Below are 17,389 nucleotides of genomic sequence, written 5' to 3'. Positions count from 1 at the left end.
ATGCCAATTCCGTACCCTGACTGGCTGCCTTTGGCACAGAAAGGGAAATCACCCACTACAGATACCGGGTTTCGCGTCGACCAGCCGACGGTCGGCGCGCCGGTATTCCAGAAATTAACCGACGACCTGAAGACGTCATTCTCGTTGACGTGGATTTTCAAAACCAGAGACCAGCACCGGGCCTTCATGCAATGGGTGCGTAGCCCCAACTATCTCGACAACTGCAATCAGTGGTTCACGATGCCGCTTGGCACCGGGACCGGCGATACAGGAGTTGAGGTGCAGGAATTACACTTTATCTCCTGGCCGTCATGGTCACAGTCCGGGTCCATTTTCACGTGGAGCGGTGATGTCGTTGCTCGCGAGCTGGTTAACTCAGATGACGAGTTTGACGACATCATCATTGAGCTGCCGCCACCATGGGCCTCATGGCTGGATATCGTTGTCACTGGCTATCCTGACGGGCGAGACCCGGAGAGCTTACCGAAGGTGCCATAATGCCGACGCTCAGAGAATTTCAGAGCCGAAGGCCAAACCGAATCCTGTATGAAACTATCACGTTTTACAGCCCGGTCTTTGGCTATATCAGGCTCGTTAATAACCAGATTTTCCCCAAAACGCTCGGCGGGCAGGTCTTCACGCCTTGCCGCATGGAGTTAACCGAAAGCCAGCAGAGCAACACGCCGATCCTCGACAGCACCGTCAAATTTGGCCGGCTGGCGCAGGACTTCAAGCAACAGCTCAAGCAGTGGAAAGCCTACTCGCGCGTCACGCCCATATCCGCAACCTATCAGCAATTTGACGCAGCCGATATGTCCACGGCCATCAAGTCGTGGACGCTCTACGTCAGCGACTGTTCGATGGACGACAAGGACGTGACCTGCAGCCTGACGCGCGTGAACCCGCTTAATCGTAACGTCGGGCGGCTGTACACAGTCGAAGAATATCCGGGGCTCCAGAATGCTTAAAGACGAATTCATCTCGCGGGTTGAGGGCATCCCCTGGAGTAACCGCGCCTGCAGCTTTGACGCTGCTGACTGCTGGGGCCTGGTGGTCCTCTATTACCGCCACGTTCTGGGGATCGAAATTCACCAGACGGTGGATTACGAATCCGGTCGCGACTTCATGACGTGCTATGACGCTGATGTCGTCTTTTGGCGGCGTGCTGACACGTTCACCGATGACGGGATCTTCGTCGCCTGGGTTGGCAGCCAGCCTGTGCATGTCGGCCTGATTGTTGACGGCCGTGCGCTGCACAGTCGCGGGGAAAATGGACACGTCCGGTTCGACGCCATCCGGACAATTCAGAAGCTATTCACCAGAGTGGAGTTTTACACCTATGCCGGTAATCGAGATTCAGCGCGTTCCGGGGATGCCAAAGGACCGGGCGATTGTTAAAGCAGGCACGGTATTTTCAGAATGGCTCGAGCAGGAAAGTTTTCACCGAGATATCCGCATTAACGTTAACGGCAAAGAACTGCAGCCAGATGATGAGCTGCAGTTTGCACTTCAGGACGACGACAGGGTAATCATTTTCGACCAGCCAAAAGGTGGGGGTCTTGTCGGCACTCTGCTAAACCCGCTCGAGCATCTGAATCCGATCAAGTTCACACAAAAAGTATTGTCTTCGCTGATGCCGAAGCCAAACACTAACGCCGGCGGCGGGAACAGTAAGACCTCACCGAATAACAGCCTGAAGGGGCAGACTAACATCGCGCGCAATGGCGAGGCGAAGCCGGACAATTTCGGCCAGGTCCGCTCTTTCCCTGATCTGGCTCAGGAGTCGCTCTTTGAATACATCAGCAACCTGAAATACATCACTGAGCTGATGGTGTTTGGCCTGGGGAAGTACGATGTAACGTCTGTTCGTTTCTCGGAGTCGAATCTTGGTTCTATGGCCGGTGCCAGCTACACCATTTACCAGCCAGGTGATGTCATACCGGTGGTGAATGAGGGATATCAGTTCGACGATGTCGACGGGCAGGAAGTACCTGGCCTGAACGAAAGCAGCGATTTCCCGATTGAAACAGCAACGGCAAACACTGTCATTAGTGGCGTTTATGCCGGTGGACAGATTGCGATGAAAATCCTTAAACAGGCAGACTTCGACTATTTCGCCGATCTGACTTTCCCTTATCCGGTAACGTTCACCATTAACGTGACGTATCCGATCACCGGCGGAACCCGCACTGAAGACGTCACGCTTTCCGGTAGACTCATCAGTTTTGCTGAGACGAACGACGGCGCCGTTGTTAACCCGAAATATTACTACACGTTCACATTCGACAACCTGAATGGCCCATCCATTCCGATCCAGGATGCTACTATCAACACGACGAAGTTCATTCTGAACGATAATGCCGCGCTGATCGTCGGTCCGTTCTTCTCGCCGATACCATCAAGCCAGCTGTGGCTGCATACCCAGTCCGGGCTCGGCGGTAACAGCGAAACGAACTGGGTGGTCAACATCTGGAAAGTCGACAATGACAACAACATGATCCCCGGAACAGAGCAGACGTTCACGTACCGGCAGACGACGCCACACGACTACATGTCGGAGACGTTTAACAGAACTGACAAGCTCACCCCGGCTGGTGGCTTTGGGCGCTATGCGATTACCTTTAAGAGGACAGATAACAGCAGCGACGCGAGCAAACTGCAGGTCGAAGAGATTCATGCGGTAAACGTCAGGACTAACGTCGTTCACGCTGAAGATTCTCTGGTAATGGTGAAGGTCCGGGCTACCGAGAACGCCACGAGCGGGCGTGACAGAAAGTACAACGCGCTGATCACCCGCCACGTCATCAGCTACAACATGACGACGCAGCAGGTCGACTACACGCTCAGGCCATCACGTAAATTCGCTGATATCGCGCTGTTTAACTGGCTGGTCGTCGGGCAGCAGCCTGAGTCGAGCATTGATATTTATGGCCTGTACCAGCTCCAGGCTCAAATCGACGCTATTGACCCGCGGCTGGGGTATTTCGATTACACCTTTGACGATGAGGATGTGTCGCTCGGTTCGCGCATGGAGACCATCTGTGACGCTGCCAGCGTCTCGGTTTACGATGACAACGGCGTGCTGTCATTCACCAGAGACAGCAAAAAGTCATCTGCGGCCACGATATTCAACCGCTCAAACACCAAACCTGATGGTTACTCGCTCTCCTACGACATGACGCTACCTGGCGGCTATGACGGCGTTGAAGTGCAGTATCGCAACCCTGACACCAATAAGCAGGACTTTGTCCGGTACCGGATATCCGGCAATTCCATCATTGAAGGGTCTCCAGCCAAAGCGAAGAAGTTCGAAATGCTTTACATCAGGAATCGCTTTCAGGCCGACGAGCGCGCGCTGCGCGAGTGCAAGCGGCTTATCTACTCCCGCATGACCATGCAGGTTATGGCCATGGCTGACGGAGAGTGGGTAAACATTGGCGATATGGTTCAGGTGCCAGACACATACGACACCAACCAGCAGGCAGGTTATATCGTGTCGCGGGTCGGGAATGACTTCGAGACGAGTGAACGCATCAACTTCTCCGGAACCATGTTTGTGCAGGTCACGGACTCATCCGGCGCCACCACTGCGCGATACCCGGCTTCTCCGCGTGCTGATACTGCGTTCGGCTTTATAGCTGCTATTCCTAATATCGATCTCAACCTGTTTGATGGTGTCGACGTCCAGTCTCCTTCACGGTACGTCATCGCCACCTCTCAGGAGCTCGATGCAGGGCAGTGGACTATCACGGCAAAGCAACCAGACGGAAAGGGCAGCACTGCATTAACCCTCGCTGAGTATAGCGATCTGATTTATCAATAAGACCCATCCCGATCACCTCAACCCGGCCATTGCGCCGGGTTTTTTTATGGAATCAATATGGCTACGCAACCAACCAATCTCCCTGTTCCAAGTGAATCACCTCGCGACCTGAAATTTAACGCGGGGAAAATTGACGAATACGTCACCTCAATGGGCTGGACATACACCGATCGCTTTGGGCAAAAACACTACACCATTGAGGGAATGAACTATCTTTCTCAGCAGGCAATGGCGGCGTACGGTTACGTGATCCTGACCGGGAAGACATTTACCACCGGCGCGACCCTCAACAACCCTAACGAAGTGCTGCTCAATACTGCCGACGGAGAATATTACAAATGGACCGGTTCGTTTGCTTCTGGTGGGAAGGTCGTACCTGCTAACTCAACGCCAGCAGGTACCGGTGGCATCGGACCAGGTGCGTGGATTGGTGTTGGTGACGCATCATTAAGGGCTGCGCTTGCTGCACCTGGCGGCGTCAATCTGGTGAATGGGGCGGCAAAACAATCTGATTTACTGGCCCTCACAGGCAGAGTCACGGCCGTTGAGAATATTGTCTATTATCGCGGGAAAACCGCAGCCACATTAGGGAAGATCCTCCAGGCTGGAACGGCATTAAAAATTAAGGGGTTTGGTGACTCAACAATGAAAGGTGCACGTTCAGGCGATGTTAACAACGTCAGCCCTAACGAACCGATGAAAATGCTGAAAGAAGCGTTGCTGCTAATCACAGGCGTTAATTGCACCGTCACTAATTATGGCATTAATAGTACAACTCTTTACGACATGATGAGAGGAACGGATAACCCGGATGGGAAGACCTATGAGCAAAGACTGACTGAATCAGCATGCGATATTGTTTATTGCAACCATGGGATCAACGATAACCAGACGGGAAAAGATATTTTAACCTATCGACTAGACCTCATCGATTTTGTAAATATTTCAAGAAAAAATAATGCTGTCCCTGTTCTTGTAACGCCAAACCCGAACGTTCCAATACTAACCGGCACTCCAGCAAACAATAGAAGGCTTAAATTATTTGTGGATGTGATGCGTCAGGTTGCGAGGGATATGTGCGTAGACCTGGTTGATCAGCATGAGTTGTTCAATCAGTCGACCAATGTTATCAGCCCAAGCGTGTCTTTCCCGGACGGCGTGCACCCATCCGATGCCGCATATCGGCAGGCTGGTTATAACCTCGCGATGCCTTTGACTACCTATCACGAGATTTCCAATGCTGGCGATAATGCAGGACTCGACGGAAGCCAGTTTTTTACGAACTCAACGAATTACACGATTACAGAGCATGGATCGAGATGTGGTCCCACCATGACAATGACCAAGGAATCGTCAGTGACCGGGTTGAACTATCCGGTTAAATTCGTTAAGGGTCAGAAGGCAATTCAATTAAATCAGCTGCAATGGACAGGCGCATGCATTGCATCTGTTACAGACAATTCTGATTCAATGGGGATTATTTATCCTCAGAAGCAGTACGGCGGACCGGACTTCAACTGGGATTCAACCACTAAGTTTTACCGTCCAATGTATGCAGGGTTGCATGTAATAGGCATTAACTTACAGCAAAGCGCATCCATTGGTAATGACATGACATTTTCAGGAGTAATATTACCAACGCTTAATATTGCCTCAACCACGACTCGGAATAATAAAAATTATTCCTCAGAAATGATCGGTCTTGGCGATGCTATTTGTTTCAATGCTGCAATGAGTGATGGAACAGAAATCATTCTCAGCGACTTCAATGGGGTTAAGGCCGCATCAGTCAAGCTTACGTCAGGAACATTGAGGCTAGGCCTGTTTTTAAATGGATCTGAGACGCAGGGTGTTAATCTTGGTACTGGCGTTACGGCGGGTACATTTGCCATTCAGTTCATAGTAAATTCAACAGGGATTCAGTGTGATGTTGGCATCTTGACGGCTACTTTAACAACAGTCACCAACCTGCCAAATCTCAAACTTTTCAACTCAGGGATTCCGTTTGTAATAAGCAAGGCTTAATGTGGTAATATTCACTCACCACAAATAATCTAAGCCTGATTTCATGAATTTTCGTTATGATATCAACGGACTGCGTGCGTTTGCAGTATTCGCTGTAGTCCTTTTCCATTTTAACCCAACTTGGTTGCCTGGCGGATTTGCGGGCGTCGATGTGTTTTTTGTTATATCTGGTTATTTAATGACCAGAATAATTGTTGGCAGATATGATACAGGAAAGTTATCAGTCTGGGGATTTTACCTTGATCGAGGTCGACGAATAATTCCTGCGCTGGCATTTCTGTGTGCTGTGTTGATGGCTTATGGCATCTGGAAGTTGTCACCGATTGGCCTGACACAGTTAGCTAAACACACAGTTGGTAGCCTGTTGTTTATCTCTAACGGAATGTATTGGCTGGAGTCAGGATACTTTGATGCCTCCTCACACACAAAATGGCTGCTTCATACCTGGTCTTTGTCGGTGGAGTGGCAATTTTATCTTATTTATCCTTTCATCATTCTCGGTCTTGTCAGATATTTAGGTCGGAATCGTCTCGGTGTAGGGTTAATAGGCGTATGTGGATTGTCGTACGCATTGTCCATTCTAACCCCTGAATCGCATCAAAGTTCGGCGTTTTATCTGATCCATACGCGTGCGTGGGAGATGGTGGCAGGTGGGCTGGTTTGCCTTTACCCTTTGGGCCTAACCGCAAAACGAGCAAAATTTGTCGAGTTGACAGGGTTTATTCTGGTTTTGGCGTCTTATCTTTTAATGAGCGAGCGTGTTGCGTGGCCGGGGTATATGGCACTGATTCCTGTTCTCGGTGCCAGCATGATTCTTGCTGCAAATAGGCATGACTCCATCCTCACCAATAACAGGTTTGCGCAGTTCCTCGGAACGACATCGTATTCTATTTACCTGTGGCATTGGCCCGTCGTCGTATACATGCTTCAGAATGAAATTTCTGGCGCTTCGGCTTCGCTATGCGGCATCGTAGTATCCATTATGCTTGGATGGATATCGTATACACTGGTAGAAAACAGACTTCGCGGCGACAAATCTCTCAAATTGAAGGCGTCTTTCGCTCGTCGGCACGTTCTGGCAGCAGCATTCAGTGTTGTTCTGGCATCAGGTTTATTTGTTTATCAATCTGAAGGTCTTCCATCTCGCTACGATGGAAAAATTAATGAACTGACCAAGATTAAGGATGTTTACTCCTTCTTTGAGATACCTGCTGTCTGGAGAAATGGCGTGTGTCATTCATCTCCTATCGGTATGAGTGAGCAGGAAAGGATCCGCCAGTGTGCAGAGACAGGTAAACACAAAATATTCTTGTGGGGTGACTCGTATGCAGCGGCCCTATACCCTGGACTGAAAGCTCTTCAGAAAGAAACCAAGAAATCATTCTCCATCGAACAGTTTACCGACGGTAATGGTTCACCATTCTTTACTAACCTGTCGCTGGCCGATAACAAGAAAGACCTGATTACAACGAACGAGGAAAAACTACAGATTCTGGCTGCCATCAAACCGGAGAAAGTTGTAATCACATGGATGGTTTTAGGAAGTAACACTATTCAGGACCCAGCGCAGGCTGTCGCAGGAATAAAAGACACTATTGCCAGAATTCGCCGGGCTTCACCGGCAACAGAGATCATAGTTATCGGACCGGTACCTCAGTGGAACGAGAATCTTGTAGCAATTATGTTGAAGTACTGGGACCAGTTTGGCACATACCCTCCAAAATACATGGAGTATGGACTCAATAAAGGTATGTTTGCTTGGGATGAACTGCTCAGTAAAGAACTAAAAGCGGATGGGGTCGAGTATATCTCAGCGATGAAAGAGCTTTGCAATGACCAAGGCTGCGTTACTCGAGTGGGAGAAGATGCTCATTCTTTAGCTGCAGCTGACTGGGGCCATCTAACCCCAGCCGCCTCACGATACTTCATCGAGCGTATAAAGGATAAGTTACTGCCTCAATAGGGGGCGCGATAGTAATAGTTGACAGGGAAGTCAGCCATTTTCTTATTAATTTCTATCTTCCATAAGGTGTAACCCACGGCATTCAGATGGATGCCATCGCTGATCGAGAATTCCTTCTTAAGACCTTCCTTCCCGACCATTCCCTCTGGCATGGGAATCACCTGACAGTTTATATATTTTGCGCAAGCAGTATGGATTTTTGCATTAGCGGATGCGAAGTCAGATGAAACGGTAAGGTTCATAGTCCTGTTAGGGACGAACGTCTCCATAACAAATAGTTTCTTTGCTTTGGGGGCCGCATAGTCGATAACCTCCATTAACTCATCACCAAGGTCCCATCCAGACTCTCCTTGCAAGAAGTTATTGGCTCCCACTGAAACGAGAATTCCATCGTAACTTTCGATAGGCGTCTCCCGTATTCTTTTGAAAACGCCATGGACAGTATCGCCACCGATCCCCAGGTTAACGTAACTCATATGCATTCCATTAGGGTTTAAGCCCTGAATGATGGAGTCACCAAAAAATAAATAATTCTTTGGTGTTGCCTGCGATAATCTCATGTTATTGATTTTATTTGTTATACCGAAAAAACTAAGCTGTCCCTCATCAATTCTGTATGCAGATTCTGCGTGACTGAAAAATGGCATAAGCGCCAGTAATAATGCTGTTTTTTTCACGGTAACCCCTTTTTTTGAGGGAGATTTTAGCATCCGCAGCGTAGCAATACGACAGTTGATAAAAATGCATCCCGCAAATATGCTGTATGCATATGCAGTATTTTCAGGGGTGAACTATGCGACTCCAATCTTCAACAGTAGACACGCATGCCGCCGTTGTTGAGACAGCAGAGCCTTTTCTTGCCGCATCAGCGAGCATTGTTGAAACGCAGGAAGGCTATGATGTAGTTGAGATTGCAACGCGTTTTGAGTGCGGAGACACATTGCTAATTTGGTTTTGCGGCCGCCAGCAGCACGCGTATTGGGCAGGTGACGCTCTCATTACTGATGATGGAGAGGTCATAGAAGGCGAGGCGCTTGATGATGTTCGCCTTGTTGGTGTAGTTACGCACACCATTCACCCAGTATCTTTAGACGAAAACCCCTTCATGTAGTATCCAAAGTGAGCGATCGACACTCATCCTTCTGAAATTTACAAATACCAAAAAACTAATAGCGTTGCAGGCTTAGGAACGAAGCGGCTAGGAAGTAGCCAAACATAAACAAGAGGCCATCTTGATCAGCACCTCAGTTAAAACTACTGTATATAAAAACAGTATTAGAGGTATGCATCATGGAGTTCATCAGACCGGCAGAATTACGCGAAATTATTGCTATCCCGCTGTTCAGCGATTTAGTGCAATGCGGGTTCCCGAGCCCTGCCGCTGATTACGTTGAGCAGCGTATCGATCTCAATGAGTTGCTGGTGTCCCATCCCAGCTCGACGTATTTCGTAAAAGCCGCTGGCGACTCGATGATTGAGGCTGGGATCAGCGACGGCGATCTGCTGGTGGTGGATAGTTCCAGGACCGCTGAGCACGGTGACATTATCATCGCCGCGGTTGAAGGGGAGTTCACTGTTAAACGCCTGCAGCTGCGCCCGACAGTCCAGCTCATTCCAATGAACAGTGCTTATTCACCGATCATCGTTGGCAGCGAGGATACGCTTGATGTGTTCGGTGTCGTGACTTTCATCGTCAAATCGGCGAGCTGAATATGTTTGCGCTCTGTGATGTGAATTCGTTCTACGCATCATGCGAGACGGTGTTCAGGCCAGATCTGAGAGGACGGCCGGTTGTCGTTCTCTCGAATAACGATGGCTGTGTAATCGCACGCAGCGCCGAGGCCAAGGCCGCCGGAATTACAATGGGTGAGCCGTTCTTCAAGCAAAAGGAGCTTTTCCGGCGCGCAGGAGTTGTGTGCTTCAGCAGCAACTATGAGCTGTATGCTGATATGTCGAACCGGGTGATGACCACGCTGGAGGAGATGAGTCCAAGAGTCGAAATTTACAGTATCGACGAAGCTTTTTGCGATCTGACAGGCGTTCGCAACTGCCGTGATCTAACAGAGTTCGGCAAGGAGATCCGCGCTACCGTTCTGAAGCGCACGCACCTGACTGTCGGGGTTGGAATCGCGCAGACGAAAACCCTCGCTAAGTTGGCAAACCACGCCGCCAAGAAATGGCAGCGCCAGACCGACGGGGTGGTCGATTTGTCCAATATCGATCGCCAGCGTCGCTTGTTGGCTATCGTCCCTGTAGAAGACGTCTGGGGCGTGGGCAGGCGCATCAGCAAGAAGCTCAAAGCTATGGGCATCAAAACAGCTCTGGACCTCTCTGAGCAGAGTACCTGGATTATCCGCAAACACTTCAACGTTGTGCTGGAAAGAACAGTGCGCGAGCTGCGCGGCGAGCCATGCCTCGATCTGGAGGAGTTTGCACCGGCAAAACAGGAAATCGTCTGTAGTCGTTCGTTCGGCGAACGCGTTACTGAGTACGAACAGATGCGCCAGGCCATTTGCAGCTATGCGGCACGTGGCGCCGAAAAGCTTCGCGGCGAGCATCAGTACTGCCGCTTTATCTCTGCGTTCGTGAAAACATCACCCTTTGCCCTGAATGAGCCATATTACGGCAACAGTGCCTCAATGAAACTTCTCACTCCTACACAGGATTCTCGCGACATCATCAACGCCGCAGTAAAGTGCCTGGACAAAATCTGGAAAGACGGACACCGTTACCAGAAAGCCGGCATTATGCTGGGTGACTTTTTCAGCCTGGGCGTGGCCCAGCTAAACTTGTTTGACGAGAATGCTCCGCGGGCCGATAGCGAAAAATTGATGGAGGTTCTCGATCATCTCAACGCGAAAGACGGGAAAGGAACGCTTTATTTTGCCGGGCAGGGCATACAGCAGCAGTGGCAGATGAAGCGTGAAATGCTTTCGCCGCGATACACCACACGTTACAAAGACTTGCTTGTCGTTAGGTAAAAACTTTAATTTTGTTAAAATCGCATTTTTTCCAAATGTGATTTTCATCTTGGATACACAATATAGTGTTGTTAAGATGAAGTTACCTAAAAAAATTTAGTAATTCTTTTCGACGGACTGTGATAGAGATGAAAGTAGTCGATTTTTTATCAAGTGACATTTGGCAAGGACTGAGTGTTTTAGTCCCTATAGCCATTTCGTTAGGTGCGATTCTATACTCAAAATTTCTTTTCAGAAGAGGTTTTCGAACTAAAAATTCTCGCTTTAAAGGCAAACAAAATCTTCCAAAAGATTTGTATGAAGGCCAAAATACAACGCTTTACGGTAAGGTTAGGGAAGAGGTTTTTCCAGGCCCTCCAAATTATGAGTCTATTAATGATGGCGATGAGCCACAGTTTTACTGGATTCTGTATGTAAATGAACCTATTAAGCTGGCGGGGCGAAGCATGGAAGATGATTCGCTTTATGAAAAAGGATCATCTTGTATGTTCCAGTTATGTCTTACACGCGAAATTTATGATAAACGATTAGATATCCTTAACAAATATGTTAGTGTTCAAGGAGAGATTTTTTTAGGTCATACAGGCCATCATAAAACCAAAGCACTTTTGGATGTAAACACTATAAAAGTTATTAAATAATCAGCATCGCAGTTGGGCTTTTTTTTAAATTCTTGGTATTAGCGATTGTCCCTTATTTGATGTTGTATTAATTCAACTCCTTGGTTGTTTGGATTTCCCACGGCACGCGACACTGCGTGCCAGATAAACTTGTCGGCAGGCACCGTACCGTCGGCTGCTACCTCTTCAGCCTCTTTCCCGCCAATATCCTGCCGCATCCATTCGCGCGCCGCTTCAGGTGACAGAACCAGCGGCTGGCGGTCGTGAATATCAACCAGGCCTTTGTCGGCTGCGGACGTCACAATGAGAAACCCCTCAGCTTCATCACCTCGTTCGAAAGGCGTGCTGCCGATTGCTGCCATGAATATTGGCTGGCCGTCGGCGCGGTGAATGAAGTAGGGCTGTTTTTTGTCGCCTTCCTTCTTCCATTCGAACCATCCGTCGGCAAAGCATATTGCCCGGCCATGCTGCCAGAGAGGCTTAAACATTCGGCTTGTGGCTGCCGTCTCGACACGCGCGTTAATCAGTGGCTGCTTATCCCACCACCCGGGCGCGTAGGACCAGAGAACCGGATCGAGATGCAGCTGCTCGTCTCGTTCGCTTAAAAGCAAAACTTTGGTACCTGGCGCGACGTTGTACCGGCCAATAGGTTCCGGGTCGTATGAGATGTCGCGATCGGCTTCATCGGCCAGGTAGGCCAGATATTCTTCACGGGGTTGGGCTTGTGCAAAACGTCCACACATAGAAACCTCCAGTCAGTCAGACTGAAAGTATAGGGTAGGGAGAAAAAACAGGTGCGCACCGAAACGTTATGATTTTGAAACAGGGGCATGATGATGGAAGTCATCGAGGCGGTAAAGTGGGGCGTTGCGAAACTGGAAGGAGCTACGCAAAGTTGGGGGTGGGTATGGATCGAACCGATCCCGAAGTTCACTCGTCGCCCACTCGAAAAACGTGGCAACGGTTTGATCTTGAATGGATGTATTGGTAAGCATTGAAACCCGTATTTAACGGGTTTCTGATGTGTAAGTGCTTGAATGGTATCAAGAAAGACTGATTGTAGCGGAAACAGGAATCGTATTCGGTCTCTTTTTATCTGTATGTTTTTCAAAGCATTGTTCGGTGTTGATTCTAAATCACCCGAAACTTTCTCGAACATTCCATATCCTGTCTAAACCATAACATACTCAGGACCGCGTGCGTCCAGGGTTTTTTGGGATCTTTGTTAAAATTTTGTGGCCGAGCGACCGCTGAGCAAACGCCTTCTGGCGAGCAAAAGGGCAGCTCTAAGCTAAATAATGAACGCGCTGAATTTGTCTTTGTGGCGGACAATGTACTCCGGGAAGTTATCAACCGTTAGCTCTTGCTTGATTAACGTCCTGTCCCGCCCCCAGATATCTTCCGCATTTTTAATGACCTTCATGATGTGTTCCGGGTTGTTAAACTCAGGAAGATCGTATTCAGTATGGGATATGGTCGACATTTTTTCTGAGATGCGCTCGGGTGTCATTACCCACGAGAAGTGCCAGCCACCATTGTCAATAATGCTGTTGTTAATCTTGAACCAGTTCCACTTTAGCCAGGACCAGTTTTTAACGCTTCGGGTGCGTTTAAGGTTCCTGAATGATTCAGGTTCGCCGCCAAAGAAACTAACGAGATTTTTATATTGTGTGGCTCGCGGTAATTTACATTTTCTTGGCGTGTTGTCAGTATTAAAAACCTGCAGGTTGAACTGATAATTATAGAAATTCTGATAAATAGTGGTGCAGAGCTTTTTGGGATTTATCGATGCTACCACCTGTGGTGAAAATATCTCATCGACATCGGAAACTAAAATCAAATCATCATCGTTGGCATGCGTCAAACCCTGCATGATGGCATTCCTCTGCGCGGCTTCATTTGCCCACGCATCCACCACCATTCCCTCTGGCAGACCCGGAATCACCTCCCGAGCAGGGTGTGATTCTTCAGCGGCTTTCGTAATCGGTTCTTTATCATGAACAACGTAGATAATTTTATCTTTAAACTGGCTGTATTTATTAATGTCAAAATGCAGCGGCCTCTTTTTACCGGTAAAAGTATGCGTTGACTCAACGATAACGAAGCGATCGACAACGTCCGCTAACGTGTTTAGCCTGATTTCGAGAAGCATATCTTCATCGTAATATAAGAAGCAGTCATAGATCATTACCAAAGTCCCTCATTTTTGCGCCCGCATTGCGCTTTTCCCAACGCATTCGCCGGTTTCATTTCGCGCAATGCTAACTGAGCGCCCTCGCCCTGTGCAATAGTGGGCTGCTTTATCATTCCTCTTTTAAACAGAATACATCCACTACGCAGTGAGCGAAAACGCCAGCCTGGCTTAAAAGTGGGACTTCACGGACGCCTCTATTTCATCGAGCAGCTCAAAGCGACGGCGGTATTCGGCACGTTTTTTACTGGCAATCTCTTCCAGGGATTTACGCTCCATGTGCAGCGGCAACTGCCAGCAGAAGGCTGACAGCTTTTTACCGTCCAGAGATCCCCAAAACTCATCGTAGCTGGCATGGAAATGGCGGCCTTTGCTCAGGCGATATCGCAGCGCGCGGAAAACGTGCCCTTCATCGCTGACGGCAAAAATCGCCCGGACAGATGACTGTGCAGCCAGCTGGAAGAGGACTTCCATCAACACTCGTTTGGGGAACAGGCCGTGGCAGGCGCGGGTGGCCTGTTTAATGACGTCTCGCGATACGCTGCGACGGGGTCCCTGAAGGCCGCCGATGACCATCACTTGCTGACCATTGCTGCGCGCGACGCTGAAGGTCAGGCTGGCCAGCAGCGTATCCTCGTTGTCGCGTAGCCACAAGGTGCTTTCGCCCTCGCGCTCGGCTTTCCCCGCAGAGGAAGCATTGACCGTATAGGTTACGCCGTCTTTGGCGTGGAACTGCACAACGGTTTGCTCCTGCGGGCTGCTCAGGGCCTGAGCGAGACCGCTCTCTCTCAGGCTATCAATCCAGTAGTAATGGTTGACGATAGCGTCGGCGCGATCGTTAGCCGTCAGGCCGCGCATCAGATACTGTCGGTGGGTCTTGCTGGGCAACGTAATTTGAGAGGCCAGCAGCCTGTCGAAATCGTCGCGACCCGAAAGGGCTTCCAGCATGCGATGGGTAGAAGACCAGAACAGAAGCGAGCGTAAAAGGAACTTCAGGCGATATTCGCGTTTACGCCAGATTGGACCCGGCACGCGTTTGCCGTTCACCAGCTCGGAAATAATATTTGTGCGATGCGGATAGAAAACATCGTTATGCAGGTGCGTATTAGACACGTGAAGACCCCTCTTTTTTTATACCCTTATTCTAAAGAGCCAATAAAAAGGGATTAATAGCGCGAGGATCTTTATTTCTGTTTGGTTTACCGTTTGTTTCACTTCGTGACGACCGCGCCGGTCTGTCGCCTTTTCTGCGGCGGCTATACTGTTTAAAGGAGGTTCTATGTATCAGCGAATTGAAGGTGGGATGTGGCGTCACGTCTGGGTTGTCAGCGATATACACGGTTGTTACCAGTGGCTTATGGATGAACTTAAACGCCGTCACTTTAACCCGTATGAGGATTTACTTATTTCGGTCGGGGATGTGATCGATCGTGGCCCTGATAGCGTTAAATGCCTGCAGTTAATTCATGAAAAATGGTTTCGTGCCGTGCGGGGAAACCATGAGCAAATGGCTCTCGACAGTCTGGATAATAACGATTTTTCTCTCTGGACGATGAATGGCGGAATATGGTTTTCGCATCTTGAACGCGACCAGCAACAGCTGGCCCTGTCGTTGCTCGACGCCTGTCGCGATTTACCGCATATCATCGAGATAACCTGTGCGAACGGTCTGAATGTGATTGCCCATGCGGATTATCCGGCCGCGGAATACCGGTGGCAAAAACCGGTTAGCGCCCAGCGCGTCTTATGGAACCGCGACAGGCTGATGGGATTTATGGTGGGCAAAGGAGAGGGCATCAGCGGCGCGGATCATTTCTGGTTTGGACATACGCCTCTCGACAGAAGGTATGATTTTAATAATCTTCACTACATTGATACGGGGGCTGTTTTCGACGGTTACTTCACGCTGGCGCAGCTGCAGTAATAAATAACCCGCCTTCGGGCGGGTTCTCTTTAGGTCAGGCAAGACGCATGACCCAGGCATCGGTTTTACTATCGTAATGCTCGCGGTAAAGGACAGAATGTTCGCCATCAAGTATTGCCGGGACGCTGGTGTCTGCATCCCATGCATCAAGCTGCATGCACAAATCCGGGTCGGATTTGCAGGGAATACTTAACGTTCGATCGCCTTGTGCTTCGCCGCGCAGCTCTGCGTCGTCGATCTCAAAAGCGCCAATACGCACGCTGGTTTTCGTCATAGTGCTCTCCGGGTCGGTTGTCAAAATCTGGTATGACCAGTGCGATCACCCATTTTTGATCGTAGACAAGGAGAGCAAAATCGCCAGTAAAAAAATGCGCTTTTTTTCAGGCTGTGCGATCGTTACCGGTAAACAGACGGCCATCCCGAACCAGCTCGCGCGGATAGCTGTTTTTCAGCCTTGAGCCGACCTTTTTTGCCACCCCCAGCGGATATCCCTGATACGTCACTATCACTTCATCGCCTGATGGCGTGCTGTCCGGATAGACATCGCGGCCACGGTACCACTCTTCGGCTTCCTGATGCGTCAGGGCAAAGGTATTCTCGCGTCCGGCAAGGGCGATAACGGCCTCATGCTGCCAGCGATACCCTTTATTATGCACTTCCGCCAGGCGGATCCCGATTCGCGAAAAACGGACCTTTCCGATGAGCGACTCGATCTGTGCCGGGAACAGCCATATCTCTTTATCACGCATCCAGGGGTGCAGGCTCTTATCCCAGACCAGCCCAACCTTTTTGGCGGCGGCTTCAAGCTGTGCTGCATCGCGGCCTTTAAGAGGGGAAAACGGGAAGTTGCCGACCTTGAATTTAGGTGCGGGCAGGGGAGCAACCGCCTGCGTTTTACGCAAACGCGCCACAAAAAAACCTTCGCAGTCGTAAATCTGTGGGAACACGTGAAGGAAACCCTCCGGCGTGACCGCCTCCTGTGCCGAGGCGAACAGGCCGTTAAGCGGCAGGAACTCAACTGCCTCCGGGTAGTTCGCTTTCAGCCACAGGCAGACGTCTTCGTTTTCATCGCGGTTTAAGGTGCATGTTGAATAGACCAGCGTGCCGCCAGGGCGCAACGCGTGAAATGCGCTGTCGATCAGCTCGCGCTGCGTGGCGGCGATCTCCAGGTTGCTCTCAACTGACCAGTTTTTTAACGCGTCGGGATCTTTACGCACCACCCCTTCGCCGGAGCAGGGCGCGTCCAGCAGAATGGCATCGAAGGCTTCCGGTAAAGCGGCGCCAAACACGCGTCCGTCGAAGTGCGTCAGGGCAACATTATGAATACCGCAGCGGCTGATGTTGGCATGCAGCACCTTCACGCGGCTGGCGGAAAACTCGTTGGCGAGGATCGCCCCGTGGTTACCCATTCGGGCGGCAATTTGCGTGGTTTTTGAGCCAGGAGCGGCGGCAACATCCATCACGCGTTCAGGCGCATTGCCATCGGCGAACAGGGCGGCCACCGGCAGCATCGAGCTGGCTTCCTGAATATAGAACAGGCCGCTCAGATGTTCAGCGGTACTGCCCAGCGGCAGCGAGGCTTCGTCATCGCGTTCGATCCAGAACCCCTCGGCGCACCACGGGACCGGCGTAAGCTGCCAGCCGTACGGCGAGACCAGCGCCAGAAAATCATCGACGCTGATTTTCAGCGTGTTGACGCGAATACTTCGGCGTAACGGACGCTGGCAGGCGGCGATAAAATCATCTAACGACAGGTGAGAAGGAAGCGCCTCGCGCATCTGCGCCAGGAATTGTTCAGGAAGAAATACGGAGTTTTGAGCCACGGGCACACCACAGGGAAAAGTTCAGGTGCGCAGTGTAAC

Annotated in this window: 17 protein-coding genes; 11 read left to right on the top strand and 6 right to left on the bottom strand. The window is 50.1% G+C overall.

What is annotated here, in order from left to right:
- Genes HB664_RS16265 through HB664_RS16240 form a run of 6 tightly spaced genes read left to right on the top strand, consistent with a single transcriptional unit; the run spans position 1 to position 7,811 of the window.
- Positions 1 to 498 (top strand): hypothetical protein, encoded by a 498-nt coding sequence (locus HB664_RS16265; protein ID WP_219939806.1) that lies wholly within the window; start codon positions 1 to 3, stop codon positions 496 to 498.
- A complete protein-coding gene (locus tag HB664_RS16260; RefSeq protein WP_219939805.1) occupies positions 498 to 968 on the top strand; it encodes a hypothetical protein in 471 nt (156 codons plus the stop codon). The genes HB664_RS16265 and HB664_RS16260 overlap by 1 nt, the downstream gene beginning before the upstream one ends.
- The gene (locus HB664_RS16255; RefSeq protein WP_219939804.1) at positions 961 to 1,398 is read left to right on the top strand and encodes an NlpC/P60 family protein; all 438 of its coding nucleotides are present in this window, start codon (positions 961 to 963) and stop codon (positions 1,396 to 1,398) included. Before HB664_RS16260 ends, HB664_RS16255 begins: the two co-directional genes overlap by 8 nt.
- The gene (locus HB664_RS16250) at positions 1,340 to 3,823 is read left to right on the top strand and encodes a host specificity factor TipJ family phage tail protein (RefSeq protein ID WP_219939803.1); all 2,484 of its coding nucleotides are present in this window, start codon (positions 1,340 to 1,342) and stop codon (positions 3,821 to 3,823) included. The genes HB664_RS16255 and HB664_RS16250 overlap by 59 nt, the downstream gene beginning before the upstream one ends.
- Before the next feature lie 57 nt (positions 3,824 to 3,880).
- A complete protein-coding gene (locus tag HB664_RS16245; RefSeq protein WP_219939802.1) occupies positions 3,881 to 5,848 on the top strand; it encodes a GDSL-type esterase/lipase family protein in 1,968 nt (655 codons plus the stop codon).
- Between the two features lie 43 nt (positions 5,849 to 5,891).
- Complete coding sequence (locus HB664_RS16240) at positions 5,892 to 7,811, top strand: acyltransferase family protein (protein ID WP_219939801.1); 1,920 nt, start codon at positions 5,892 to 5,894, stop codon at positions 7,809 to 7,811.
- On the opposite strand, the gene HB664_RS16235 is transcribed toward HB664_RS16240, so the two are convergent.
- Positions 7,805 to 8,488 (bottom strand): SGNH/GDSL hydrolase family protein, encoded by a 684-nt coding sequence (locus tag HB664_RS16235; protein ID WP_219939800.1) that lies wholly within the window; start codon positions 8,486 to 8,488, stop codon positions 7,805 to 7,807. The genes HB664_RS16240 and HB664_RS16235 overlap by 7 nt on opposite strands.
- Before the next feature lie 116 nt (positions 8,489 to 8,604).
- Between HB664_RS16235 and HB664_RS16230 the strand changes: the two genes are divergently transcribed.
- From HB664_RS16230 to HB664_RS16215, 4 genes are all read left to right on the top strand, one after another.
- Positions 8,605 to 8,922: a hypothetical protein gene (locus HB664_RS16230; RefSeq protein WP_219940860.1), complete on the top strand. Its 318-nt coding sequence runs from the start codon at positions 8,605 to 8,607 to the stop codon at positions 8,920 to 8,922.
- A gap of 179 nt (positions 8,923 to 9,101) precedes the next feature.
- Positions 9,102 to 9,521 (top strand): translesion error-prone DNA polymerase V autoproteolytic subunit, encoded by a 420-nt coding sequence (locus HB664_RS16225; RefSeq protein ID WP_219939799.1) that lies wholly within the window; start codon positions 9,102 to 9,104, stop codon positions 9,519 to 9,521.
- Between the two features lie 2 nt (positions 9,522 to 9,523).
- Positions 9,524 to 10,792 (top strand): Y-family DNA polymerase, encoded by a 1,269-nt coding sequence (locus tag HB664_RS16220; protein WP_219939798.1) that lies wholly within the window; start codon positions 9,524 to 9,526, stop codon positions 10,790 to 10,792.
- Positions 10,793 to 10,920: 128 nt separating this feature from the next.
- A complete protein-coding gene (locus HB664_RS16215; RefSeq protein ID WP_219939797.1) occupies positions 10,921 to 11,433 on the top strand; it encodes a DUF4431 domain-containing protein in 513 nt (170 codons plus the stop codon).
- 38 nt (positions 11,434 to 11,471) lie between these two features.
- Here HB664_RS16215 and HB664_RS16210 read toward each other — a convergent pair whose 3' ends face one another.
- From HB664_RS16210 to HB664_RS16200, 3 genes are all read right to left on the bottom strand, one after another.
- Entirely contained in the window at positions 11,472 to 12,155 is a 684-nt protein-coding gene (locus tag HB664_RS16210; protein WP_219939796.1) for an SOS response-associated peptidase, read from the bottom strand.
- A gap of 548 nt (positions 12,156 to 12,703) precedes the next feature.
- Entirely contained in the window at positions 12,704 to 13,600 is an 897-nt protein-coding gene (locus tag HB664_RS16205; RefSeq protein WP_182383729.1) for a benzoate transporter, read from the bottom strand.
- Positions 13,601 to 13,774: 174 nt separating this feature from the next.
- Positions 13,775 to 14,716 (bottom strand): VirK/YbjX family protein, encoded by a 942-nt coding sequence (locus tag HB664_RS16200; RefSeq protein ID WP_064672718.1) that lies wholly within the window; start codon positions 14,714 to 14,716, stop codon positions 13,775 to 13,777.
- A 166-nt stretch (positions 14,717 to 14,882) separates the two neighbouring features.
- On the opposite strand from HB664_RS16200, the gene pphA reads away from it, so the two are divergent.
- Entirely contained in the window at positions 14,883 to 15,527 is a 645-nt protein-coding gene (gene pphA / locus HB664_RS16195; RefSeq protein WP_033145837.1) for a protein-serine/threonine phosphatase, read from the top strand.
- A gap of 34 nt (positions 15,528 to 15,561) precedes the next feature.
- Here pphA and HB664_RS16190 read toward each other — a convergent pair whose 3' ends face one another.
- Together HB664_RS16190 and rsmF are read right to left on the bottom strand one after the other, a co-directional pair.
- Positions 15,562 to 15,801 (bottom strand): YebV family protein, encoded by a 240-nt coding sequence (locus tag HB664_RS16190; protein WP_008500472.1) that lies wholly within the window; start codon positions 15,799 to 15,801, stop codon positions 15,562 to 15,564.
- A gap of 106 nt (positions 15,802 to 15,907) precedes the next feature.
- Positions 15,908 to 17,305 carry a 16S rRNA (cytosine(1407)-C(5))-methyltransferase RsmF gene (gene rsmF, locus HB664_RS16185; RefSeq protein WP_375156388.1) on the bottom strand — a complete coding sequence of 466 codons (1,398 nt, stop codon included), beginning with the start codon at positions 17,303 to 17,305 and terminating at the stop codon, positions 15,908 to 15,910.
- Between the last annotated feature and the right edge of the window lie 84 nt (positions 17,306 to 17,389).

The organism is Enterobacter sp. DNB-S2 (assembly GCF_019443845.1).
GTDB classification, from domain to species: domain Bacteria; phylum Pseudomonadota; class Gammaproteobacteria; order Enterobacterales; family Enterobacteriaceae; genus Enterobacter; species Enterobacter asburiae_B.
Note: the sequence above shows the minus strand (reverse complement) of the source record. Positions and strands in the feature narration are given on the sequence as shown.